Below are 24,149 nucleotides of genomic sequence, written 5' to 3' on the forward strand. Positions count from 1 at the left end.
CTGCGATGCAACGCATCACGCGGGCGGCTCATTGTCACACGGCGTATCGTCTTGAATTCAGACGGCTTTTCCGGTGTCACTTGATTGTGAGTCGGGGCCCACCGCCGCGTGCTGCGACGGAACAGCGCAATCACTCGGTGGCCTTCATCCGGTAGTGGCTGACGCCCCATTCGGTTCCATCGGCGTAGCCGAACAGGCCCGAGGTCGCGAGCAGGAACCAGCGCCAACGACGCATCCAAAGGGCGGTCTCCTCGCCGTAGACCCTGCGCAAGCACGCCTCGATGGCGCCGCGACGCGCATCGAAATTAGCGAGCCAGTCGTTGGCGGTGCGCTGGTAATGCATACCACTCCAGCACCATTCCTTCTCGATCGTGAAGATGTCGTCGAACTGCCTGATGAGGTGATGGCTCGGCATCAGCCCGCCCGTGAAGACGTGCTGCGCGATCCAGTCGTCGCGATCGGCCGGGTCAAACAGATGAGAGCCGGAGCGATGCGTGACGACGTGCATGAAGAACCGCCCCTCCGGCGCGAGCCATGACCGCACGCGCGTCATCAGCTTGCGCCAGTTGGTCATCTGCTCGAACATCTCGACCGTGACGATGCGGTCGAACTGGCCCTCGGGCGCGAACACGTTCATGTCCGCGGTGACCGCCCGCAGGTTCGAGAATCCGCGCAGCCGCGCCTCGTCCTCGACATGGGCGCGCTCGGCCTCCGAGGCCGACACGGCCGTCACGGTCGCGTGCGGAAACTGCCTGGCCATCCACAGCGACAGCGAGCCCCAGCCGCAGCCGAGCTCCAGGATGGTCTGGCCGTCGGCCAGACCGGCGTGCTCGACCGTCTGGCGCAGCGCCTCCTCCTCCGCCTCCTGCAAGGTGGTCGCGCCGGTCTTGTAGAAACAGGAGGAGAATTTGCGGTTGGGGCCGAGCACTTCGGCGAAAAAGGAGGCAGGCACCTCGTCATGCCCGGCCGCCGCACCCTCGACGATCGGCCGCAGCATCATCCGTCCGGCGAAGGCGGCATCGTCGCCGGCGCCTGGCGCGGACAGGCGCGCCGCCATGCGGGAGCACAGGCGCTGGATCGCGGCGCGCATCACCACGTCGGGCAGCGGCACGCGTTCGGCAGTCCCGATGATCGCGGAAACGACGCTCATGCGCCCCCCCGAATGGCGAACTTCTGCAGAGACCTGCTTATCAAAGCGCCGCTTCCGGTCCGGGTTCCCCGAACTGTCCCCGAAATCGGCGCACCCGGCGCTTTTTTTGGGCCGGCGCTGTGCCATAGTGCGCGCCGCAATCAAGCTTCGTAACGGATGATACCGGCATGCGGTCTGGCACTTCCCGCTCCACCATGGATATCGAGTACACCAAACTGTCCTCGCCCAGCGTCTTCCTGGTGCGGATGCTGGTCTTCCTGGTGCTGTGCACGCTCGTAAGCGTGGTGCTCTACAAGCAGATCATCCAGGCCTTCTTCGCCAATCCCGGGCTCAATGCCCTGATCGGGGCCGTGCTGTTCATCGGCATCGTGCTGGCGTTCCGCCAGGTCATCAGGCTCTATCCCGAAGTCTCCTGGGTCAACAATTTCCGCATCGCCGATCCCGGCCTGGCCCCGGCCCGCCACCCCAGGCTGCTGGCGCCGATGGCGGCGATCCTGGGCGGCGAACGCTCCGGGCGGATGACCATCACCCAGACCACGATGCGGCACCTGCTCGATTCGATCGCGACCCGGCTCGACGAAGCCCGCGACATCTCGCGCTACATGACCGGGCTCCTGGTGTTCCTCGGCCTGCTCGGCACCTTCTGGGGCCTGATCGAGACGGTCGGCTCGGTCGGCAAGGTGATCGACGGGCTCAAGGTCGGGGGCGATTCGGGCGCGCTGTTCGACACCCTCAAGGAGGGCCTGGCCGCCCCGCTCGGCGGCATGGGCATCTCGTTCTCCAGCTCGCTGTTCGGCCTTGCCGGCTCGCTGATCCTCGGCTTCCTCGACCTGCAATCGAGCCAGGCGCAGAACCGCTTCTACACCGACCTCGAAGACTGGCTCGCCACCACCGTGCGCGAATATGGCAATGGCGAAACGGCCGTTGCGGCAGGCGGCGGCGTCGCCGGCGGCGAGCTCCAGGCGGCAGTCGAGCGGCTACGCTCCGTGCTCGAGGAAGGCAACACCAGCCGCGGCACCACCGCGGCGATGGCGAGCCTTGCCGAAGCCATCCAGGCGCTGGTCTCGCACATGCGCACCGAGCAGCAGATGATCCGCGAATGGGCCGACGGCCAGGGCGAGCAGAACCGCGAGATCCGGCGCCTGTTGGAGCGGATCGCGCGTCAACCCGAGAAGAGTTGAGACGGTATCGCGCCCCCGGACGCGACGCAGCATGACATGATGCGTCGCTGAGCCGGCCCATTCGAGAGAGACTCTGGGTCCCGGCTCAGCGAAGCAGCGTTGCACGCTGCACCGCGTCCGGGACACGAAAGTGGAGACGTCAATGGCTCTAGCGCGCGGCCGCCGCAGCGAAGGCGCTTTCAACTACTGGCCCGGCTTCGTCGACGCACTGTCGACGCTGGTGCTGTCGATCGTGTTCCTGCTGTCGGTGTTCCTGGTGGTGCAGTTCTTCCTGTCGCAGGAGGTCACCGGCAAGGACAAGGCGCTGGAGCAGCTCAACGCCAAGATTGCCCAGCTCAACGAGCTGTTGTCGCTGGAGAAGCTCGGCAAGCTCTCGCTCGACGACCAGGTCTCGCAATTGAAGGCGGGCCTCGCTTCGGCCGAGACCGAGCGCGACCGCATCAAGGGTCTCTATGAGGGCCTCGCTGCCGCCGGCAACGATGCGCAAGGCAAGACCGCCGAGCTCGGCAAGGCGCTGGACTCGGAGAAGGCGGTCTCGGCGCGTGCACTGGCGCAGATCGAGGTGCTGAACCAGCAGATCAGCGCGCTGCGCCGGCAACTGGCCGCGCTGGAGGAGGCGCTCGATGCCTCCGAGAAGCGCGACAAGGAATCGCAAAATCGCATTGCCGATCTGGGCTCTCGCTTGAATGTTGCATTGGCGCAGCGCGTGCAGGAATTGTCGCGCTACCGCTCGGAATTCTTCGGCCGCCTGCGCGCCATCCTCGGCAACCGCCCCGACATCCGCATCGTCGGCGACCGCTTCGTGTTCCAGTCCGAAGTGTTCTTCGACACCGGACAGGCGGCCTTGCTGGCCGAGGGCCGCGCCGAGCTCGACACCTTGGCGACCGCGCTGATCGAGCTCGACAAGAAAATCCCGAGCGAGATTCCCTGGGTGCTGCGCGTCGACGGCCATACCGATGTGCGGCCGGTCAACGGCCCGAACTTCAAATCGAATTGGGACCTGTCCGCGGCCCGCTCGATCTCCGTGGTGCAGTACCTGATCTCGCTCGGCGTGCCCGCCCAGCGCCTCGTCGCGGCCGGTTTCGGCGAATTCCAGCCGCTCGATCCCGGCAACACCGAGGAAGCCTACAAGCGCAACCGCCGCATCGAGCTGAAGCTGACGGAGCGGTAGTGAGCGCACTCCATCTCCGCCCCTACCGACCCGAGGACGAGGCTGCCGCGATCGACCTCTGGCATCGCACCTGGCAGCAGGCCTATCCGCAGATCGATTTCGCGGCCCGGCTGGACTGGTGGCGCGAGCGCTGGCGCAGGGACCTGGTGCCGAAGGCCTCGATCGTGGTGGCGGAACAGGACGGCGCGCTGATCGGTTTCGTCACGATTGATGGCGACGGCTATCTCGATCAGCTCGTGGTCGATCCCGTCCATTGGGGTTCGGACGCAGCAAGGCTGCTGGTGGATGAGGCCAAACGCCTGTCCCCTTCGGGCGTCACGCTGCTCGTCAACAAGGATAACAGCCGCGCCATCCGCTTCTATGAGCGCAACGGCTTTGCCCATGCGGGGGACGATGTGAACCCGACCTCGGGACGGCCGGTGCTGAAGATGGTCTGGCGGGCGTAATTCTGGCGGGCGTGAGGCCCCGTCACGCCGGGATCCTGCAGCGTCAGTTATTCGTTGTCTCAGCGGCGGCAAAGCGGATGGAGAGGATCGATGAAGCTGCGCGATCTGGCCGCGGGTTCCTCGGTCTTTCTCGGCGTCATCATCGCCGGATATGTGTCGACGACCTATGTCGACCAGCGCTTCGCCGCGCAACCCGATACGAGCGGCCCTGCTCCATCGGCCTGCGTCGGAGAGGATGGCAGCTGGAAGAACTGGCCGTGGCCGAACGTGCCGGCGCTGTCGCCGAAGTGCCGGTAACCTCTCACGCCCCCTCGAACTGCAGCCGCGCCAGCCGTGCATAGAGCCCGTTCGCTGCCACCAGCTCGGCATGCGTGCCTTGCTCGACGATGCGGCCCTGGTCCATCACCAGGATGCGGTCGCAGGACAGCACGGTGGCAAGGCGATGCGCGATCACCAGCGTGGTGCGGTGACGCATCAGCTCTTCCAGCGCGGTCTGCACCAGCGTCTCGCTTTCGGCGTCGAGCGCGGAGGTCGCTTCATCCAGCAGCAAGAGCGGCGCATCGCGCAGGATGGCGCGCGCGATCGCGATGCGCTGGCGCTGGCCGCCGGAGAGCGTCACGCCGCGCTCGCCGAGCGCCGTCTCGAAACCTTCGGGCAGGCGGCGGATGAATTCGGCGGCGTGCGCGAGCTCGGCGGCGCGCTCGACCTCCGCGTCGGTCGCATCGGGCCGGCCGAAGCGGATGTTCTCGCGGGCACTCGCCGCGAACACCACCGATTCCTGCGGCACCAGCGCGATGCGGGCGCGGAAATCGCGCGGGTCGGCGGATTTGACCGGCACGCCGTCGAGCGAGATCGTCCCGCTGCGCGGATCGTAGAAGCGCAGCAAGAGATGGAAGATCGTGCTCTTGCCGGCGCCGGAGGGACCGACGATCGCAACCTTCTCGCCCGGGCGCACGGTGAACGACACCGCGTCGAGCACCTTGACGTCGGACCGCACCGGATAGGCGAAGCTGACCTGGTCGAAGCCGACCTCGCCGCGCGCCGGCACCGGCAGCGTCCGCGGCGCCGTGGGCGCGGTGATCTCGGGCTTCACGTGCAGGATCTCGAACAGGCGTTCGGCCGCGCCTGATGCCGCCGAGACCTCGCCCCAGACCTCGCTGAGCTGGCCGAGGCCCGCTGCGGCGAACACCGCATACAGCACGAACTGACCGAGCCGGCCCGGCGTAATCGCGCCGGTGAGCACGTCATGCGAGCCGATCCAGAGGATGGCGACCACGCTTGCGAACACGATGAAGATGATGATGGCCGTAAGCACGGCGCGGGCCTGGGTCGAGGTGCGCGCCGCTTCATAGGCCTGCTCGACCTCGCCGCCGAAACGCTTCTCGGCGAAGTTCTCGCTGGTATAGGCCTGCACGGTGCGGATCGCGCCAACCAGCTCGCCGGCATAGGCGGAGGCGTCGGCGAGCGTGTCCTGCGCATTGCGCGACAGCCGCCGCACCCAGCGCCCGAAGGCCACAAGGGGCAGCACGATCAAGGGGATGGCCAGCAGCACGAAGCCCGACAGTTTTGGGCTCGTGATCACCATCATCGCCGCGGCGCCGAGGAACATCATCAGGTTGCGCAGCGCGATCGAGACGGAGGCGCCGACGGCCGATTTGAGCTGGGTGGTGTCGGCGGTGAGCCGCGAGATCAATTCGCCGCTGCGTGCGGAATCGAAGAAGGCGGGGGAGAGCGACAGCAGATGGGCGAAGACGTCGCGCCTGAGGTCGGCGACGATGCGTTCGCCGATCGTCATCACGAGGTAGTAGCGCGCGGCGCTCGCCAGCGCGAGCACGCCGACGACGGCGAGCATGACGGAGAAGTAGCTGTTGATCAGCTCGATGCCCTCGGGCGTCAGGCCGAAATCGATCATCCGTCGTACCGCGACCGGCACCAGCAGCGTCGTCAGTGCTGCGATCGTGAGCGCGACGAAGGCGAGCGCGGCGCGGCCGCGATAGCGGCTCACATAGGGCGCGAGCGCAAGCAGCGGCCGCAGCTTGGCGCGGCCCTTGGCGGGCTCTTCGATCAGCTCGGCCTCGATCGACGGGATGTCCGCGGAGTTCATTGCAGGCCGTTCGACATCGTGGTCATCAAGCCGTTCCACTGCGCTCATGATATCCGACCTATTGCATTGGTTCGCTCCCAATAGGCCGGTGTGGGGGTAGTGGCAAATCCGGGAAGTCCCTTAGGGGCAAACCCGTCAGCCGCCCGGCATGGCTTGTTTTGCGGGGTTTCGTGAGGTATAGAGCCGGCCAAATCCGTCATTCGCTAGCCACCAGAAAAGGCGCCGGGCGCCGAGGAATTGCCATGAAAGCCGAAATTCATCCGGATTATCATACGATTAAGGTCGTGATGACCGACGGAACCGAGTACCTCACCCGCTCGACCTGGGGCAAGGAAGGCGACACGCTGAACCTCGATATCGACCCGAAGTCGCACCCGGCCTGGACCGGCGGCTCGGCGCAGATCATGGACCGCGGCGGCCGCGTCTCGCGCTTCCAGAAGAAGTTTTCGGGCTTTCTCAAAAAGGATTGAGCCACCCGCAAGGCTGAGACGAAAAACGCCCCGGGAGACCAGGGGCGTTTTTGTTTGGTGCCGTCTTCTCCAGCAGTTCAATCCGTCATCCTGAGGCGCGAGTGATGGGGCGCTCAGCGCCCCATCGGGAGCCTCGAAGGATGAACGGCCGAGATGCAGCCGGGCCGTCGCCCTTCGAGGCTCGCCGAAGAGGCGAGCACCTCAGGGTGGCGGTTCGAGGTTGAGGTGGCGGATAGACCCTACCGCTCGAACGCCGCCTTCAGCGCGTTGAGATGCGGCACCAGCGGGTTGCCGATCGCGGAGTGTTCCGCCGGCGGGGTATGGATCGTGCTGTCGAGGCGGCGCACGCGGGTCTGCAGGCTCATCGAGCGATGGATCAGGTCCTGGAGTTGCGCGGGCAGCTTCTCGATGGTGTCGGCGGGGCCGGGATCGGCGGCGGTGAGCTTGACCTTGGTCTTCTCGCGGTTGGCCTGGCTCAGCGTCATCTCGCCTTCCTTGACCGCGCGGTGCAGCAGCAGCCAGGACGCGAGCTGCATCAGGCGCGTGGTGAGACGCATGCTCTCGGTCGCATAAGTGAGACTGACGGCGCGGTCGAGCGCCTTGGCCTCGACGCGGCCGGCGCCGTCGAGATAGGCGGCGGTTTCCTCGACGAGGTCCATGCCCTCGCGGAACAGCGCGCCGAACGCCGCAGAATTGGTGAACCGCTCGCTGAGTTGAACGAGAGCGCCGTCGGCCTGCAAACGTTCCATGGTTAACGCCTCTTACGCAACTGTTTGACTGTCCGGCTTGGGCGCCGGCTTATGATGAACAAATCATTGCGCGCTGGAAGCGCGGAGTCCAGTGACAAGCGCGGATATGGTTTCCGCGGGTCATTGCTCGGAATGCAACTGTGGAAGAGACTCTTGTTTTGACGCGTTTTCTTGACGCGAACCGGTACCCACTTCGCTCGAAAACGCTTTGGACGCAAAAAAAGAGCCGCCGGAGACCGGCGGCTTTGAAAGTTGATAACAGGGAGGCGTCAAACAGAGTGGACAGGAGCCACTCGGTGTCCAAACGAGGACAGTTCCGGTCATAAACCCGAAAGCTTAATCTGAAGTAAACAAGCCAATTTTTTGAGAGTTCGTTAGCCATGTCAGCCAGTGGCCGAGCCGCCATCGTGCCCCGGACGCAGTGCGGCACGAAGTGCTGCACTGCTGAGCCGGGGCCCCAGTTCTTTGGCCGATGTACCAGGTGAGGCATGGGTCCCGGCTCTGCGGAGCGTCACTGCGTGCCGCACCGCGTCCGGGAGACGAGACTCGTGACAATCCTACGACTTGAAAAAACTGTTCGCCGCATCGCGCGAGGCGCGTTTCTTGGTGGCGGCTTCTTCCAATCTCGCGATCTCGGTCTTGAGCAGCGCGACGCGCTCGGTCAGTTCCTCGACCGACAACAATGAGAGATCCTGGCCGATTTCATGCGTGATCTTCCTGCGCGGGCGGTCCTCGTCTTCGATCGGCATCCTCGTTCCTCCTGCGTTCGCGCCTGTCGCATGGCTGAGGCGGTTGCCAGCCTGCACCGCGCTGGCTAAGCAAGGGCCTCGTTTCCTCCTGCACCTTTGCTCAAGGACACATCATGGACAAGCTGCCCGCGCAAATGACCGTGGTCGCCATCTCCAAGCCTGGCGGACCGGAGGTGCTGGTGCCGGAACAACGTCCCGTGCCGCAGCCGGGTCCCGACGAGATCCTGGTCAAGGTCGAGGCGGCCGGCGTGAACCGGCCCGACGTGGCGCAGCGCTCCGGCGCCTATCCGCCGCCGCCCGGCGCCAGCGACCTGCCCGGCCTCGAAATCGCCGGCGAAGTGGTCGCGGTGGGCAGCAACGCCAAGCGGCACAAGATCGGCGACAAGGTGATGTCGCTGGTCGCCGGCGGCGGCTATGCGCAGTACTGCATCGCCCAGGACGCTCAGGCGATGAGCGTGCCGCCCGCACTGTCGATCAAGGAGGCCGGCGCGCTGCCGGAAACCCTGATGACGGTCTGGCACAATGTGTTCGAGCGCGGCGGCCTCAAGGCCGGCGAGACGCTGCTGATCCATGGCGGCTCCTCCGGGATCGGCACCATGGCAATCCAGCTTGCAAAGGCATTCGGCGCGAAGGTGTTCGTCACCGTGGGATCGCAGGACAAGATCGATGCCTGCCTGAAGCTCGGGGCCGATCGGGCCATCAACTACAAGACGGAAGACTTCGTCGCCGTGGTCAAGGAAGAGACCAACAAGGAGGGCGTCAATTTGATCCTCGACATGGTCGCCGGCGAGTATGTGGACCGCAATTATGATGCCGCCGCGGTCGACGGCCGCATCGTCCAGATCGCGACCCTCAACGGCCCCAAGATCAGCGTCAACATCGCCAAGGTCATGGTCAAGCGCCTGACCCATACCGGCTCGACGCTGCGCCCCCGTAGTAATGCGGACAAGGCGGCGATGGTGGCCGCGATCGAGCAGAAAGTGATGCCGCTTCTGCGCGAAGGCCGCATCAAGCCGGTGATGGACAGCGCTTTCCCGCTGGAAAAGGCGGCGGACGCCCACCGACGCATGGAGACGAGCGCACATATTGGCAAAATTGTGTTGGAGGCCTAGGCCACCGGCCCACAGGGCAAGCCGGAAACCCTTTGATTTTCCTCGCTTTCGTGGCATCTATCGCGACGCACCGAACCACTTCGGTCCGGTCTGAAATCGCCTTTTAGATTCGCCTTGCACTGAAGAGTTTGCGTCGAACGCGGAGAGCTGACCTTGCGTCTGATCAGGTGCCTCGCGCCCATCGCGCTGGGCCTCATGATTCTTGTCGCCGCGTACCCCGCGCGCGCGCTCGACGCCGTCAGCGTCCGTAGCGACGCGCCCGCGATCGACCTCACCGGCGTGATCGAGCATCAGCGCAGCGATGCCGACCGCATCCAGGTCTCCACCGCGCCCGGCACCGACGGCATTGTCCGCCGCATCGAGGTGCGCGCCCGCGAGGGGGGACAGAACTGGGTGGTGTTCGCGCTCGCCAACAACACCGACGACCAGCTCGACCGCCTGATCGTCGCCCCGCATTACCGCATCGTCTCCTCGGGGCTGCTGTGGCCCGACCTCGGGCTGTCGCGCATCGCGACCATCACGCCTTCAATCGGCGACCGGCCGGAACGGCAGGAAAGCGCAACCGCGGACGTGTTCCGCATCACGCTCGATCCCGGCGCCGTCGTCACCTTCGTCGCGGAGCTGCGCACCGACAAGCTGCCGCAGCTCTATCTGTGGGAGCCGGAAGCCTACAAGGACAAGGTCAACTCCTTCACGCTGTACCAGGGCATCGTGATCGGCATCTCCGGGCTTTTGGCCCTCGTTCTCACCATTCTGTTCGTGGTGAAGGGCAGCATCATGTTCCCGGCGGCGGCAGCGCTGGCCTGGGCGGTGTTGGTCTATATCGGCGTCGATTTCGGCTTCTGGGGCAAGGTGCTCGACATGTCGAACAACGCCGAGCGCATCTGGCGCGCGGCGGGCGAGGCGATCCTGGCGGCGACGCTGCTGGTGTTCCTGTTCGCGTACCTGAACCTCAGCCGCTGGCATGTGCGCTATTCGCATATCACGGTGGGCTGGCTCGCCTTCCTGGGTTCGCTGGTAGCGCTCGCTTTGTTCGATCCGGCAGTGGCCTCCGGCATCGCCCGTATCTCGCTGGTGCTGATCGCCTTCGCCGGATTTGCGCTTATCGTCTATCTTTCGACCCACGGCTTCGACCGCGCGGTGCTCTTGATCCCGACCTGGTTCCTCCTCGTGGTCTGGGTGGTCGCGGCCGGCATGACGGTCGCGGGCTCCGTCACCAACGACATCGTCGGCCCTGCCCTGCTCGGCGGCCTCGTGCTGATCGTGATGCTGATCGGCTTCACGGTGATGCAGCACGCCTTCGCCGGCGGCGGCGCCACCACGGGCGTCGTCTCCGACATCGAGCGCCGCGCGCTGGCGCTGGCCGGCTCCGGCGACCTGATCTGGGACTGGGACGTCTCCGCCGACAAGGTATTCACCAGCCCTGAGACGGAAGCCCTGCTCGGCCTCAAGCGCGGCACACTGGAAGGCCCGGCTGCGTCCTGGCTCGAGGTGCTGCATCCGCTCGACCAGGACCGTTTCCGCGCCGCGCTCGACAGCGTGCTCGACCAGCGCCGCGGCCGCCTCGTGCAGGATTTCCGCCTGCGCACGCCGGACGGCCACTTCATGTGGTTCGCGCTGAAGGCCCGTCCCGTCGTCGGCTCCGACGGCGAGGTCTCGCGCGTGGTCGGCACGTTGACCGACGTCACCGAGCTGCGCAACGCCGAGGAGCGCCTGCTGCACGATTCCGTGCATGACAATCTCACCGGCTTGCCCAACCGAAAACTGTTCATGGACCGGCTGGGTGCGGTCGCGCATTTCGCCAAGACCATGCCGACGCTGCGGCCGACGCTGATGGTGATCGACCTCGACCGCTTCAAGCAGGTCAACGATTCCGTCGGCATCGCGGTCGGGGACTCGATCCTGCTGACCTTGGCGCGCCGCCTCACCCGCATCCTGAAGCCGCAGGACACGCTGGCCCGGATGGCCGGCGATCAGTTCGGCCTGATCCTGCTGTCGGAGCAGGACCCGGCGCGCATCACCGCCTTCGCCGAGACCATCCGCAAGACCATCCGCGCCCCGATCGCCTTCAACGACCGCGAGATCTTCCTCACCGCCTCGATCGGCCTCGCGCTGTCCGACCCGCAAACCCAGCTCACGGACGAGATCATCAAGGACGCCGAGCTGGCGATGTATCACTCCAAGCGCATTGGCGGCGACCGCATCGACGTCTACAAGCCCGCGATGCGCGCGCGAAAAACCGACCGCCTGACGCTGGAGAGCGAGCTGCGCCGCGCCATCGAGCGGCAGGAGATCACCATCCTGTACCAGCCGATCGTACGGCTGGAGGATCGCTCCATCGCCGGCTTCGAGGCGCTGGCGCGCTGGGACCATCCGAAGCTCGGGCGCATGGCGCCGTCGGAATTCATCACCATCGCGGAAGAGACCGGGCTGATCGTCGACCTCGGCATGTTCGTGCTCGACCAGACCGCCAAGCAGCTCTCGGTGTGGCAGCGCGCAATGCGCTCGCGCGAGCCGATCTTCGCCTCGGTCAACGTCTCCTCGCGGCAGTTGCTGCGCCACGATCTGATCCATGACATCCGCACCGTGCTGTCGCGTTCCTCCGTGGCGCGCGACACGCTCAAGCTCGAACTGACGGAATCGCTGGTGATGGAGAATCCGGAGCACGCGGCGCAGATGCTGACGCGGATCCGGGAGCTCGGCACCGGGCTGTCGCTGGACGATTTCGGCACCGGCCACTCGTCGCTGGCCTATCTCCAGCGCTTCCCGTTCGACACCATCAAGATCGACCAGTCCTTCGTGCGAACCACCAGCCGCGGGACCCGCCCCGTGATCCTGAAGTCGATCATCGCGCTCGCACACGATCTCGGCATGGACGTCGTGGCCGAAGGCGCCGAGACCGATTCCGACGCCGTCGAGCTCTACCAAATGGGCTGCGAATACGCGCAAGGTTTTGCTTTTGGCGAGCCGATGGACGCCGATGCCGCAATGCGCCTCTTGACGGAAGTGCGGCTGGAAGCGGCGAGCTGACTGCTCTCTTACCCTCCCCTAGAGGGGTAGGGCTATCGCATGTGGCCAAGAAGCTCGAAGAGAAAGGCATCGTTCCATCCGGCGCGCTTAAGCTTGAGGCGCAAGGAGGTGGTTGTATCGGGATGGGCTCTGGCGACATTGAGGGCAAGACGCCGGAGTACGGCAAGGTTGGCCGGGGCGTTGTCCTTGCGGTTGCGGGCCAGATCCTCGTCGAGGACGACGTCGAGCGGCCAATGCAGGCCGTTTTCGATGGTCCAGTGAGTACGGACGATACGCAGAACATCCTTGGAGCTGTAGGCTTGGCTCATCAGGAAGAAGCGCTCGATGGCCTTGTCTTTGCCGCGCTTGCTGGTGATCCTGGCCACGGCCTTGATCCCGGGAAAGTCGTGCTTTTGCGCCATGTCCTTGACCGGTGCGACAACGGCAGTGCGCCTTTCCTTGCGCCCGTGATCGGCATCGGTGGTGGTGGTCGCTCTGGTTCCCTTGCGCGTTGCGGCACCGATGGCAGCCTTGGCGTCGGCCAACAGCGCCGGCTGGTTCTCCTTCACCGCCAGCACGTAATCGCCGCGCCGTGCCACAATCGCTTTGGCCATGCCGCGATGGCAATGCAGCGCATCGGTCGTCACCACGCAGCCTTTGAGCTGCAGAAGTTCGATCAACTGCAACGCGCCGGCAGCTTCGTTGTTGTTCGGCGCCTGCACGTTGGCCAGCGCCATGCGGGTCTGCGCCGCCCAAGCGGTCACCATGACGGGCGGCATATGGCTCTTGCCGCGCTCGTAGCCGCGCCGCAGCGCTTTGCCGTCGAGCGCGATCACACTCCCCTCGGTTGTTTGATCTTCGCGCCTTCCGCAAAGGCCTTCATGAAGCGCTGGAAGGCTTTCTCGAACGCTGCCGGATCGAGCATGCGGAACACGCGGCTGAACGTGTCGTGGCTCGGCAGACCATGCTCGAGCACCAGCACACCCTCCCAAAGATAGGCCTTCATCCGCGCAAACAGCGCCATGTCGGTGCAACTCGTTGCCCCACACAGCGTCGCCATCAACGCAATGAACAAAATCTCCGTCAGATCGTGCAGCGCATTGTCCGCGCGCGGGTCCGGCAATTCCTCGAAGCACTCCGCAAATCGGTTCATCGGCCGCTCCATCCGAATCAGGAGCTACCTTCAGAATCAATTTCTCGCCGCTTCGCAATGACTTACAGAATCCCACATGCGATTCCCCTGCCTAGAGGGGGAGGGTAAGTCTCTCGCTACCGCCGCCGCTCACCCTTCTGCTTCCTGAACCGCACGCTCTGACCATCGGGCATGCGCGTCGCCACGAAGCCGGCGGCGAGGCAGGCTTCGCGTTGCGGCATCTGGATGTCGGGGCTGCGCAGGCTGTCCCACCAAGAGGCACGATGCGCCGCGCGCGGCAGCGCCGCGCCGATGATCTCCTCGATCTGCTCGAAGCTCAGCACGAACTCGTCCTGCTTCTGCCGCAGCAGATAATCGCGCAACGCGTGGTAGTCGTTCACAATCGTCCTCTCGTCCCGCTCACATGCGGCTGCCCAAAACCGTGCGCCGCATACACCGATTCTTAACTCATTGCGGCAGCGCCGTCGTGCCTTAAACACTACTCAAGCTTTCGGGCGCATCCACTAGTGCCAGGAGCGAACGATGTTGTCTGGATGGCGCGACGTCACGGCCCGCCGGCCGTGGCGGATTTCGACGAAGCTGCTGATCATCTCGTCCGTGGTGACGGTGATCGGCTTCTCCGCCATTTGCGTCAACGTGATGCTGGACATGCGCCGCGGCGAGGAGGCGCTCGCCCGCCAGACGCTGGAGAACCTCGCGACCAGCATCGAGTCCGACGTCAGCCGCAACGTCGAGATCTACGACCTGTCGCTGAAGGCGGTCGCGAGCAACATGCTGCTGCCCGAGCTCGCGGCGGTCTCCAAGACGATCCGCCACCTGATCCTGTTCGACCATGCGACCACCGCCAAGCATTTCGGCGCCATCCAGGTGTTCGACGCCGAGGGCCGGCTGACCATTGACGCCTCCACGCTCGATCCCCTCCCCGAGAACCGGAGCGAGGAGGATTACTTCAGGGTTCATCGCGACAATGCCGCGGTCGGCCTCTTCATCAGCCGCCCGATGCTGTTTCGCGGCGCCTATTCCATCGTGTTGAGCCGGCGCATCAGCGATACCGACGGCGGCTTCATGGGCGTCGTCGCGGGCTCGATCCGCTTCAGCTATTTCCACGAATTGTTCGAGCGCCTGAACCTCGATCCTGAAGACACCATCACCGTGCTCAAGCGCGACCGCACCATCATGATGCGACGGCCGTTCGATCTCGACATCATCGGCACGAACCTGAACGACCGCCAGAACTGGAAGCCCGACAATCTCCCGGTCGGTGCCTCCTATTCGGGACAGGGCCCGGTCGATCCGACGCCGCGGCTCTATGTCCGCAGCAGCAACGGCGGACCGCTGTTCGTGGTGGCCGGCAAACCCCTGGCCGCAGTGTTCGCGCTCTGGCAGAAGGAGGCGTTCCGCATCGGCGCCGTGGTGCTGGCGCTCATCCTGTTCGTGCTGGGATCGACGCTCGTGCTCGCGCGCGAGATCGGCCGGCGCGCCGAGGCCGAGCGCAAGCTCGAGGAGATGGCGACGACGGACGCGCTCACGGGCCTGAAGAACCGCCGCAAGTTCGATTCCGTCATCGACACCGAATGGCGGCGCGCCATGCGCCAGAAGGCGCCGATCGCGCTGTTGATGATCGATGCCGATCATTTCAAGGCCTACAACGACACGTTCGGTCATCAGGCCGGCGACCAGGTGCTGGTCGGCATCGCCATCTGCATTTCCGATTCAGTGAGCCGCGCCGGCGACTGCGCCGCGCGTTATGGCGGCGAGGAATTCGCCGTGCTGCTGCCGTCCATCTCGGCTGCCGATGCCTTCAAGGTGGCCGAAACGATCCGCCTCAAGGTGCAGGGCTGGTCCGACGATGAGGCGATGTCGACGGTGTCCTGCGGCATCGCCAGCCTCGTGCCCGCCGCCGGCATGGACTGGTCGATCCTGGTTGCCGCCGCCGACAAGGCGCTCTATGCCGCAAAAGCCGGCGGGCGCAACCAGTCGGTGGTTGCCAGCTTGCCGCAGCTGTCGCTGGTGGCGTGAGGGCTCCCTGCCCGTCATTGCGAGGAGCGCTTGCGACGAAGCAATCCAGACTTGCTCCGCGGAAAGATTCTGGATTGCTTCGCTTCGCTCGCAATCACGAGGGTGCGCTACTGCCCCAGATACTTCTTCATCTCGGCGATCAGCCCGTCGCGCAATTCCGGGCGCTTCATGCCGTAGGCGATGTTGGCGCGGAGGAAGCCGGGCTTGGAGCCGCAATCGTGGCGCTCGCCCTCGAACTCAACGCCGTAGAATTTCTGCGTCTTGGCAAGCCCGATCATGGCGTCGGTGAGCTGGATCTCGCCGCCGGCGCCGCGCTCCTGGGTCTCCAGGATCTTGAAGATCTCCGGCTGCAGAATGTAGCGGCCGGTGATCGAGAGGTTGGAGGGCGCCGTGCCCTTGGGCGGCTTTTCGACCATGCCGTCGACCTCGAACATCTTGCCGTGGCGCTTGCCGACGCCGCAGATGCCGTATTGATGGGTCAGGTGATCGGGCACCGCCTCGACCGCGACCAGATTGGATTTCTCGCCAAGCGAGGATGCCATCTCGATCATCTGCTTCAGGCAGCCGGGCGTGTTGAGCACGAGCTCGTCGGGCAGCACCACGGCGAACGGCTCGTTGCCGACGATGTCGCGCGCGCACCAGACGGCGTGGCCGAGACCGAGCGGCGCCTGCTGGCGGGTGAAGCTGACGGCGCCGGCTTCCGGCTGGTTCTGCGCCAGGATGTCCTGCTCGGCCTTCTTGCCGCGCGTGGCCAGTGTCGTGTCGAGCTCGAACATCCGATCGAAATGATCCTCGATGACACTCTTGTTGCGGCCGGTGACGAAGATGAAGTGCTCGATGCCGGCTTCCTTCGCTTCGTCATAGACGTACTGGATCAAGGGCTTGTCGACGATGGTCAGCATTTCCTTCGGCATCGCCTTGGTGGCAGGCAGGACGCGGGTGCCGAGGCCGGCGACGGGGAATACAGCTTTGCGAATTTTCATGTGAGCGATCGAATACCTGAGGACGTGAACGGAGCAATGGCATCTTGCTAGCCTGTTTGCAGCCGCCAACAAAGGCGGATGTGGGGCCTCGGCCCGACAGAGTTAAGAAAAAGGCCGTCACCAAAATTTCACCTTTGTTAAGCTATTGGCAACGCTAACCAGGCGTCCTGTGGCGGATTCTTAGGGCCGACGGGTGGGACATGATGCAATCAATGGCAGGGCTGGCACAACGGGCGGGATTTCTGACCGGCGCAGCGATGCTTGCCGCCGCTTTGCTGCTGCCGGCTGGCGCGCACGCCCAGGCGCAGAACGGCCTGTCCAACCTGTTCGGCGGCATCTTCTCGGGCTCCAATCCAGCGCCGGCGCAACCTGCGCCCGGACCCGGCGGTGCGCAGACGGGAGCATTGCCTTGGAGCGGCGAGGATGGCGCCTCCGGCCATCCGCTGATGACGGCCGCCGCGATCCGTGAGGCCGCCGGCAACTTCAACAATTGCGTCGCCGCGATGTGGCCCGATGCCGCACGGCGCAGCATCACGCAGGAGAATTTTCAGCGCTTCACCGTGGGGCTTTCTCCTGACCTGCGCATCATGGACCTCATGGACTCGCAGCCGGAGTTCACCAAGTCGATCTGGGACTATCTCGACATCCTGGTGAACGACAACCGCCTCGCCAAGGGCCGCGAGATCCTTGCCAAATACAAGGCGCAATTCGACGCCACCGAGAAGGCCACCGGCGTCGACCGCTACATCATCGCCTCGATCTGGGGCATCGAGTCCAACTACTCGACGCAGATGGGCGACCGCAGCGTGCTGCAATCGACCGCGACGCTCGCCTGCGTCGGCCGCCGCCAGGCCTATTTCAGGGACGAGTTCCTCTCCGCGCTGGAGATTCTCAATCGCGGCGATCTGCGCCAAGAGCAGCTGCGCGGCTCCTGGGCCGGCGCCTTCGGCCCAACCCAGTTCATGCCGACCGCGTTCAAGCGCTTCGCGGTTGATGGTGACGGCGACGGCAGGCGCGACGTCGTCGATAATCCGACCGACCTGATTGCGTCGACCGCCAACAATCTGAAGAAGGACGGCTGGCAGCCGGGCCAGACCTGGGGCTACGAGGTCGTGGTGCCGCAAGGCTTCAACTACATGTTGGCCGACCGCGCCAAGGCGATGCCGATCGCGCAATGGGACAAGCTCGGGCTCAAGCGTCCGAATAACCAGCCCTTCCCGCACCCGGCGGAGAAGGCCTATCTGCTGGCACCGGCCGGCGCGCAGGGACCGGGCTTCCTGATGCTGCAGAATTACCGCGTCATCATGAAGTACAATCCGGCCGAAGCCTATGCGCTGGCGATCGGCCATTTCGCCGACCGGTTGCGCGGCGGGCAGCCCTTCGTGCAGCCCTGGCCGCGCCAGGAGCGGGAGCTGTCGCGCACCGAGCGGCTGGAACTGCAGCAGCTCCTGGCCCAGCGCGGCCTCTACAAGGGCACCCCGGACGGCCAGTTCGGCGGCCAGACAAGGGAAGCCCTGCGCAATTTCCAGGCCTCGGTCGGCGTCCCCGCCGATGGCTTTGCCTCCTCCGACGTGCTGGACCGGCTGCGCGGGCGGTAAATTCGCGTCGAAAGTAACCTTGAACCGGGGATTTTGGCGGCCAGCCTTGACCGAGACTGGTGTTCCCCGGTGTATGGGCGAGAATTCACAAAGAGAATCTGCCCGTTTGCGGCCGGATTCCGTTATTATATTGGAAGCCACCTCCAATTCCGTTGCGCCGCCCGAGATCGCATGTCGAAGCACAAGTCCCTGTTCAAGGCGCTGACCGAGACCGGCCCGTTGATCGCGCTGGGGACGGCGCTTGCGATCCTGGTCTCGGTCGCGGGACCTGCCTCGGCGCAGTTCTTCAACTTCCCCGGCTTCGGCGGCCCGCCGCAGCGCGCGGCCCCGCCCCCGTCACGGGGCGGCGGAGGTGGCGGCTGGTTCGGAGGCGACTTCTTTGCGCCGTTCCAACAGCCGCCGCCGCAGGCACCACGCCAGGATTTTTCGCGCGCGCCGGCACCAGCCAAGCGCGACACGATTCCTGAGAAGAACGTGCTGGTGATCGGCGATGCCATGGCCGACTGGCTCGCCTACGGCCTCGAAGACGCCTACGCCGAGCAGCCCGACATGGGCGTGATCCGCAAGCACAAGACCACGTCCGGCCTGATCAAATATCAGCCCAAGGGTGAGCCCGCGGACTGGGCGGCGGCGGCCAAAGGCATTCTCGAGACTGAAAAACCCGACGTGATCGTCGTCATGCTCGGCCTCAACGACCGCACCGCGATCCGCGAGCCGGCCGCCGACAAATCGGACAAGGCCCCAGACAAGGACAAGAAGAACGACAAGGGCGCGCGCGCCAAGCAGCCGGCGAAGCCCGGCGACGTCAAGCCCAGCGGCACCGATAGCGCCGCCAAGCCCGACGACAAGCCGGCCGATGCCGACCTGCCGCAGGATGACGCCGACAATGCCGACACGCCGGCAGCCGCACCGGAAAAGACGGCGCGCAACCCGAACGGCCTCTACGAATTCCGCGACGAGCGCTGGGTCGAGCTCTACGGCAAGAAGATCGAGGAGCTCGCGGGCGTCCTCAAGGCCAAGGGCGTGCCGGTGCTCTGGGTCGGCCTGCCCGCAGTTCGCGGACCGAAGGGCACTGCGGACACGCTGTTCCTGGATTCGCTCTACCGCGAGGGCGCGGCCAAGGCCGGCATCACCTATGTCGACGTCTGGGACGGCTTTGTCGACGAAGCCGGCCGCTTCCTCCAGAAGGGCCCGGACTTCGAAGGCCAGATCCGTCAGCTCCGCAGCTCTGACGGCGTCTATTTCACCAAGGCCGGCGCGCGCAAGCTCGCGCACTATGTCGAGCGCGAGATCACGCGCCTGCTTGCGGGGCGCTCCGGCCCGATCGCGCTGCCGAGCGAGCCTGCGACCCCCGACACCAGCGCCGAGCCGGGCAAGCCCGCGCCGCGGCCATTGGCCGGGCCGATCGTGCCGCTGGTTGCAGCCTCGATTTCGACCGATCAATTGCTGGGCGGGCCAGGCACGCGTCCCGCCGCCGTCGATGCGCTCGCCGCCAAGACCATGGTGAAGGGTGAGCCGCTGGCAGCCCCAGCCGGCCGCGCCGACGATTATGCCTGGCCGCGCCGGGAAGTCGGCCGCGAGCAGGCCAAGGGCGATACGCCGATGGCCGCAACGACGCCCGACGGCGGCGCGGCTCAGGGTTCGCCGGGCGCGGCCGCGGCGATCGCGCCGCCAAAGCTCGCGCCGAAGAAGCCGCAGGTCGCCCCGCAGCAGCCGGCACAGGCAACGCCGTCATTCAGGGATTTCTTCGGCTTCGGCTCTCCGCAGCCTCCGCCACCGCGTCAATTGACGCCGGCCCCAGGGCCGCGCAATCCGAACTCAAATCCGGGGATTCCGCGACCGCCTGGCAATGTTGGGCGATCGGCGGAGATGTTCCGGTAAATTCCCAAGCTAAGGTCTCGTGTCCCGGACGCGCTGCAGCGTCTAACGCTGCTGCGCAGAGCCGGGACCCAGTCCCTCTCACGACATTCAGAAAAGAATGGGCCCCGGCTCAGCAGCGCACCACCATAGCGCATCGAAGACGCGCGTGAACGCGCTTATGGTGCTGCGCTGCGTCCGGGGCACGAGAATGTGCGTTGTCGCTCAACCGTAATAGCGCCAGCGCGGCGGCGGGCGGCGCGCGGGGCGCGACATCAGCAGCGCCAGCGCGAAGCCGATGCCGCCGGCAACCAGCAGCGCGCCAAGCGGGTTGTCCTGCACCTTCTGCGCGATAGCTTTCGAGCCGTCGCGGAAGCTCTCGCCACTGTTGTCGTAGGCGTCCTTGGCATAGCTCGCGGCGGTGTCCGTGGCGTCACGCACGGCATCCTTGGCCTGGCCGTACAGGTTCTGCACCGTGCCTGCGGCTTCCCGTGCCTTGCCTGAGGCCTGCGTCTTTGCGTCTCCCGCCATCTCGCCGACAGTGCCTTCCACGCCGCCCGCCACTTCCTTGGCTGATCCAACGATCCGATCCGCGTCCATGATAATCCTCCTCGGTGATCAGCCGAAGTAACCGATCAGAAGCTGCACGGTTCCTTGCCATGGCGAAAGTGTAACCCGGGTGAGCGCAGCGATACCCGGGTTCGGTGCAAGCAAAATCCCGGACGTCGCTTCGCTCATCCCGAGCTACAGAATGAGGCCGCCATCGACGACCAGCGTCTGGCCGATGATGTAGGACGACAGCGGCGAAGCCAGGAACAGCGCCGCGCCCGCCATGTCAGCCGGCGTGCCCAATCGCCGCAGCGGGATGCGCGCGAGCGCGCCTTCGAGCCGCTTCGGATTGTCGGTCGTCACCTTCGTCATCTTGGTGTCGACGAGCCCGGGCGCGATGCCGTTGACGCGAATGCCGTCCTCGGCCCAGGCCTCGCCCAACGTCCGCGTCAATCCGACCGCACCGGTCTTCGACGCATTGTACGCAGGATTGCCCATGGTGGAATGATAGGCCGCAGTCGAGGACACGATGATCAGCGAACTCTTGGAATCCCGCAACATGGAATGAAACCGCGTCGCGCAGGCCATCAGGCTCATCAGGTTGACCTCGACCACCTTGCGAAAGCCAGTCATCTCGAACTCGCCGCGGCGATAGAGCACCGCGCCCTGCGCGAGCACGAGGACGTCGAGGCGATCGAACGACGGCTTGAACGCCACGATCGCATTGGGGTTGCTGATATCGAGCTGCGCGTACGCAAGGCCCGTGAGATCGGAGCCTTCGTCGGCTGAATATTCCGTTGCGTGAGCACGCGTGCCGCACACCGCAACAGCTGCGCCCTTCGCGCGAAAGGCCTGCGCGATGCCGTTGCCGATGCCGCTGGAACCACCGACGACCAGCACTTGCTTGCCCGAAAAATCCAGCTCGTTCGCCATTGCGGCCTCCCCTTTTGTCTTGCTTGTTTGACCTGTCTGCGGATCGATGCCAGCCTTGTCAATCATAACAAGAACAAGCGAGGCGCGAGGAAACAGCATGTCCGACTCTAGGGAGCTCAGCCGGTCCGTGAAGGGCCTCACCGTTCTCGTTACCGGCGCGGCCAGCGGCATGGGGCGCGCGACCGCGCGCGTGTTCGCCGCCGAGGGTGCGAACGTTGCCGTCACGGATTTCGACGAGAAAGGCGCGCATGTGGTCGCCAAGGAAATTACGGCGAGCGGTGGCGCAGCAAGGGCGTGGAAGCTCGACGTCGCCGACGGCGGCGAGATCAAGAACGTGGTCGGCGACGTCGCGGCGCATTTCGGCGGGCTCGACATCGTGGTCAACAATGCCGGCATCTCCGTGCGTGTCGCGATCGACGACGACGCCTACGAAGACGCCTGGGCCAAGGGCATCGCCGTGATGTTGACGGCGCATCCGCGTATCATCCGCGCCGCGCTGCCCTACTTGCGCAAGTCGAAGAGCCCGCGCATCGTCAACATCGCCTCGACCGAGGCACTCGGCGCCACCGCATTGCACAGCCCCTATTCGGCAGCGAAGGGCGGCGTCGCGAGCCTCACTCGCTCGCTGGCGGTGGAGCTCGGCCGCGAGGGCATCACCGTCAACTGCATCTGCCCGGGGCCAATCCGCACCGCCATCACCGACCGCATCTCCGAGGAGCACAAGATCATCTACGCCAAGCGCCGCACTGCACTCGGCCGCTACGGCGACCCTGAAGAGGTCGCGCATATGACATTGAGCCTGTGCCTGCCGGCGGCGTCGTTCCTCACCGGCGCGGTGATCCCGGTCGATGGCGGGTTGATGGCCCGGAACGCGTGAGAGCCATGCGCGCCGCGCGTTGACAACTGCGAGTGCGGGAGTAGCTTTTTCGCCGACAGAGCGGGACCAACCGCTCGCGGCACGCGGGAGAGAACGTCATGACGATCGCCATCCGGCAGCTTCAAAAACATTTTGTCGGCGAGGTTTCCGGCCTCGATCTGCGCAAGCCTCTCACACCTGACCAGGCGCGCGAGGTCGAGGCGGCCATGGACAAATACGCGGTGCTGGTCTTCCACGACCAGGACATCACCGACGAGCAGCAAATGGCCTTCGCGCTGAATTTCGGCCAGCGCGAGGACGCGCGCGGCGGCAACATCACCAAGGCGGCTGAATACCGCCTCACCTCGGGCCTGAACGACGTCTCCAACCTCGGCAAGGACGGCAAGCCGCTGCCGAAGGACAGCCGCGCCAATCTGTTCAATCTCGGCAATTGCCTCTGGCATTCCGACAGCTCGTTCCGTCCCATCCCGGCGAAATTCTCGCTGCTGTCGGCGCGCGTGGTGAACCCGAAAGGCGGCAACACCGAATTCGCCGACATGCGCGCGGCCTATGATGCGCTCGACGACGAGACCAAGGCGGAGATCGAGGACCTCGTCTGCGAGCACTCGCTGATGTATTCGCGCGGATCGCTTGGCTTCACCGAATACACCGACGAGGAGAAGGAGATGTTCAAGCCGGTGCTGCAACGGCTGGTGCGGACCCATCCCGTGCATCGCCGCAAATCGCTGTATCTCTCATCGCATGCCGGCAAGATCGTCGGCATGAGCGTGCCGGAGGGGCGACTCTTGCTACGCGATCTCAACGAGCATGCGACGCAGCCCGAGTTCGTCTACGTCCACAAATGGAAGCTGCATGATCTCGTGATGTGGGACAATCGCCAGACCATGCACCGCGTCCGCCGCTACGACCAGTCCCAGCCCCGCGACATGCGCCGCGCGACGGTGGCGGGGACGGAGCCGACGGTGCAGCAGCAGGCGGCGGAGTAACGGCATGCTCCGCTGTCGTCCCGGACAAGCGGTACGCAATTGCGCACGGGGGCCGGGACAGCAGCGAGTAAGTTGCACTGCCGGCGTTCCACTTTCAGCTGTCGTCCCGGACAAGTGCAAGCGCAGATCCGGAATCCATAGCCACAGGGCGTGGTTTGGCGAAGACTCGTGGTGACCGGCCTGCCTCAAACTCCACCCTGGGCGTATGGGTCCCGGATTGCGCGCGCTTGAGGCGCGCTTGTCCGGGACGACAGCGGAGGGTACCCCACGACGGCGGAAGGCCGGACGACTGCGGAGCGAGCTACGCGTGCCCCGCCTCGTTCGAGAGCATGCCGGGATCGATGCCGATCTTCTGCAAGGCGCGGTTGTATTTGTCGTCGACGTCGTCGCCGAAGATCAGATCCGCATCCGCATCGCAATGCAGCCAGCCGTTGCTCTGGATCTCCGTCTCGAGCTGGCCGGGCGCCCAACCGGCATAGCCGAGCGCGAGGATGGCGTGCTTGGGGCCGGAGCCGTTGGCGATCGCGCGCAGGATGTCGACGGTCGCGGTGAGACAGACGCCCTCGTCGATCCGCAGCGTCGCGTTCTCGATGTAGAAGTCGCTGGAATGCAGCACGAAGCCGCGGCCGGTGTCGACCGGTCCGCCCCGCAGCACCTTCATGCTTTCGGCATTCTCCGGCAGCTTGATGTGCTGCCCCTTCTTGATGATGCCGAGCTGCTGCAACAGCTCGGGGAAGTCGATGCTGCCGGCGGGGTGATTCACGATGATGCCCATCGCTCCCTCGGCGGAATGGGCGCAGAGATAGATGACCGAGCGCTCGAAGCGGGAATCGCCCATCACGGGCATTGCGATCAGGAGCCGGCCGTCGAGATAACCGGCCGAATTGGGCAGCGCGGGGCCCGAGCTGCGGGTGCCTTCGCCCGTCCTCTTGCCTGTGGGAGCCATCGGTGAAGCACTCCGGTTTCAATTCCTATCCTGATGTCGGGCCGGGCAGCTGTCAAATCAAGGCTTGCTTCAGCTTGATTCAAGTGCATCCATCACAAGCAATTCAA

General features: G+C 65.3%; 21 protein-coding genes and 1 pseudogene. 12 read left to right on the forward strand and 10 right to left on the reverse strand.

Annotated elements, in window-relative coordinates:
- Nucleotides 1-130 precede the first annotated feature (130 nt).
- Nucleotides 131-1,150 carry an SAM-dependent methyltransferase gene (locus tag ACVIIV_RS02835; protein ID WP_456742813.1) on the reverse strand — a complete coding sequence of 340 codons (1,020 nt, stop codon included), beginning with the start codon at nucleotides 1,148-1,150 and terminating at the stop codon, nucleotides 131-133.
- A gap of 167 nt (nucleotides 1,151-1,317) precedes the next feature.
- Here ACVIIV_RS02835 and ACVIIV_RS02840 point away from each other — a divergent pair, with 167 nt between their 5' ends.
- The 4 genes from ACVIIV_RS02840 to ACVIIV_RS02855 all read left to right on the forward strand — a co-directional run bounded on the left by ACVIIV_RS02840 (nucleotide 1,318) and on the right by ACVIIV_RS02855 (nucleotide 4,245).
- Nucleotides 1,318-2,331 (forward strand): flagellar motor protein MotA, encoded by a 1,014-nt coding sequence (locus ACVIIV_RS02840; protein ID WP_456742814.1) that lies wholly within the window; start codon nucleotides 1,318-1,320, stop codon nucleotides 2,329-2,331.
- Nucleotides 2,332-2,473: 142 nt separating this feature from the next.
- Complete coding sequence (locus ACVIIV_RS02845; RefSeq protein WP_456742815.1) at nucleotides 2,474-3,502, forward strand: peptidoglycan -binding protein; 1,029 nt, start codon at nucleotides 2,474-2,476, stop codon at nucleotides 3,500-3,502.
- Entirely contained in the window at nucleotides 3,502-3,948 is a 447-nt protein-coding gene (locus ACVIIV_RS02850; protein ID WP_456742816.1) for a GNAT family N-acetyltransferase, read from the forward strand. Before ACVIIV_RS02845 ends, ACVIIV_RS02850 begins: the two co-directional genes overlap by 1 nt.
- 90 nt (nucleotides 3,949-4,038) lie before the next feature.
- The gene (locus ACVIIV_RS02855; RefSeq protein ID WP_456742817.1) at nucleotides 4,039-4,245 is read left to right on the forward strand and encodes a hypothetical protein; all 207 of its coding nucleotides are present in this window, start codon (nucleotides 4,039-4,041) and stop codon (nucleotides 4,243-4,245) included.
- A 4-nt stretch (nucleotides 4,246-4,249) separates the two neighbouring features.
- On the opposite strand, the gene ACVIIV_RS02860 is transcribed toward ACVIIV_RS02855, so the two are convergent.
- Entirely contained in the window at nucleotides 4,250-6,100 is a 1,851-nt protein-coding gene (locus ACVIIV_RS02860) for an ABC transporter ATP-binding protein/permease (protein WP_456742818.1), read from the reverse strand.
- Between the two features lie 194 nt (nucleotides 6,101-6,294).
- Here ACVIIV_RS02860 and rpmE point away from each other — a divergent pair, with 194 nt between their 5' ends.
- Nucleotides 6,295-6,522 carry a 50S ribosomal protein L31 gene (gene rpmE / locus ACVIIV_RS02865; RefSeq protein WP_024337552.1) on the forward strand — a complete coding sequence of 76 codons (228 nt, stop codon included), beginning with the start codon at nucleotides 6,295-6,297 and terminating at the stop codon, nucleotides 6,520-6,522.
- 239 nt (nucleotides 6,523-6,761) lie between these two features.
- On the opposite strand, the gene rcdA is transcribed toward rpmE, so the two are convergent.
- The gene (rcdA, locus tag ACVIIV_RS02870) at nucleotides 6,762-7,271 is read right to left on the reverse strand and encodes a protease adaptor protein RcdA (RefSeq protein ID WP_456742819.1); all 510 of its coding nucleotides are present in this window, start codon (nucleotides 7,269-7,271) and stop codon (nucleotides 6,762-6,764) included.
- Between the two features lie 557 nt (nucleotides 7,272-7,828).
- Complete coding sequence (locus ACVIIV_RS02875; protein WP_456742820.1) at nucleotides 7,829-8,020, reverse strand: DUF1192 domain-containing protein; 192 nt, start codon at nucleotides 8,018-8,020, stop codon at nucleotides 7,829-7,831.
- Nucleotides 8,021-8,133: 113 nt separating this feature from the next.
- Here ACVIIV_RS02875 and ACVIIV_RS02880 point away from each other — a divergent pair, with 113 nt between their 5' ends.
- Together ACVIIV_RS02880 and ACVIIV_RS02885 are read left to right on the forward strand one after the other, a co-directional pair.
- A complete protein-coding gene (locus ACVIIV_RS02880) occupies nucleotides 8,134-9,132 on the forward strand; it encodes an NAD(P)H-quinone oxidoreductase (RefSeq protein WP_456742821.1) in 999 nt (332 codons plus the stop codon).
- Between the two features lie 153 nt (nucleotides 9,133-9,285).
- Entirely contained in the window at nucleotides 9,286-12,162 is a 2,877-nt protein-coding gene (locus ACVIIV_RS02885; RefSeq protein ID WP_456742822.1) for an EAL domain-containing protein, read from the forward strand.
- 32 nt (nucleotides 12,163-12,194) lie between these two features.
- Here the strand turns inward: ACVIIV_RS02885 and ACVIIV_RS02890 are convergent.
- Nucleotides 12,195-13,294, reverse strand: a pseudogene (locus ACVIIV_RS02890) (ISAs1 family transposase).
- Between the two features lie 116 nt (nucleotides 13,295-13,410).
- Complete coding sequence (locus ACVIIV_RS02895) at nucleotides 13,411-13,674, reverse strand: DUF7662 domain-containing protein (RefSeq protein WP_456742823.1); 264 nt, start codon at nucleotides 13,672-13,674, stop codon at nucleotides 13,411-13,413.
- Nucleotides 13,675-13,816: 142 nt separating this feature from the next.
- Here ACVIIV_RS02895 and ACVIIV_RS02900 point away from each other — a divergent pair, with 142 nt between their 5' ends.
- A complete protein-coding gene (locus ACVIIV_RS02900; RefSeq protein WP_456742824.1) occupies nucleotides 13,817-15,313 on the forward strand; it encodes a sensor domain-containing diguanylate cyclase in 1,497 nt (498 codons plus the stop codon).
- Nucleotides 15,314-15,420: 107 nt separating this feature from the next.
- Here the strand turns inward: ACVIIV_RS02900 and ACVIIV_RS02905 are convergent, their stop codons facing one another.
- Nucleotides 15,421-16,296, reverse strand: coding sequence for a UTP--glucose-1-phosphate uridylyltransferase (locus ACVIIV_RS02905; RefSeq protein WP_456742825.1), 876 nt, complete (start codon nucleotides 16,294-16,296; stop codon nucleotides 15,421-15,423).
- A 203-nt stretch (nucleotides 16,297-16,499) separates the two neighbouring features.
- Between ACVIIV_RS02905 and ACVIIV_RS02910 the strand changes: the two genes are divergently transcribed.
- Together ACVIIV_RS02910 and ACVIIV_RS02915 are read left to right on the forward strand one after the other, a co-directional pair.
- Complete coding sequence (locus tag ACVIIV_RS02910; RefSeq protein ID WP_456748654.1) at nucleotides 16,500-17,894, forward strand: lytic murein transglycosylase; 1,395 nt, start codon at nucleotides 16,500-16,502, stop codon at nucleotides 17,892-17,894.
- Nucleotides 17,895-18,065: 171 nt separating this feature from the next.
- Nucleotides 18,066-19,775: a DUF459 domain-containing protein gene (locus ACVIIV_RS02915; protein ID WP_456742826.1), complete on the forward strand. Its 1,710-nt coding sequence runs from the start codon at nucleotides 18,066-18,068 to the stop codon at nucleotides 19,773-19,775.
- Nucleotides 19,776-19,976: 201 nt separating this feature from the next.
- Here the strand turns inward: ACVIIV_RS02915 and ACVIIV_RS02920 are convergent, their stop codons facing one another.
- Both ACVIIV_RS02920 and ACVIIV_RS02925 read right to left on the reverse strand, forming a co-directional pair.
- Complete coding sequence (locus ACVIIV_RS02920; protein ID WP_456742827.1) at nucleotides 19,977-20,351, reverse strand: CsbD family protein; 375 nt, start codon at nucleotides 20,349-20,351, stop codon at nucleotides 19,977-19,979.
- 144 nt (nucleotides 20,352-20,495) lie between these two features.
- Nucleotides 20,496-21,233: an SDR family NAD(P)-dependent oxidoreductase gene (locus tag ACVIIV_RS02925; protein WP_456742828.1), complete on the reverse strand. Its 738-nt coding sequence runs from the start codon at nucleotides 21,231-21,233 to the stop codon at nucleotides 20,496-20,498.
- Between the two features lie 97 nt (nucleotides 21,234-21,330).
- On the opposite strand from ACVIIV_RS02925, the gene ACVIIV_RS02930 reads away from it, so the two are divergent.
- Both ACVIIV_RS02930 and ACVIIV_RS02935 read left to right on the forward strand, forming a co-directional pair.
- Nucleotides 21,331-22,110: an SDR family NAD(P)-dependent oxidoreductase gene (locus ACVIIV_RS02930; RefSeq protein WP_456742829.1), complete on the forward strand. Its 780-nt coding sequence runs from the start codon at nucleotides 21,331-21,333 to the stop codon at nucleotides 22,108-22,110.
- 98 nt (nucleotides 22,111-22,208) lie between these two features.
- A complete protein-coding gene (locus tag ACVIIV_RS02935) occupies nucleotides 22,209-23,096 on the forward strand; it encodes a TauD/TfdA dioxygenase family protein (protein WP_456742830.1) in 888 nt (295 codons plus the stop codon).
- A 301-nt stretch (nucleotides 23,097-23,397) separates the two neighbouring features.
- Here the strand turns inward: ACVIIV_RS02935 and ACVIIV_RS02940 are convergent, their stop codons facing one another.
- Nucleotides 23,398-24,042 carry a YqgE/AlgH family protein gene (locus ACVIIV_RS02940; protein ID WP_456742831.1) on the reverse strand — a complete coding sequence of 215 codons (645 nt, stop codon included), beginning with the start codon at nucleotides 24,040-24,042 and terminating at the stop codon, nucleotides 23,398-23,400.
- Nucleotides 24,043-24,149: the final 107 nt, after the last annotated feature.

This window comes from Bradyrhizobium sp. USDA 4354, from assembly GCF_054060315.1.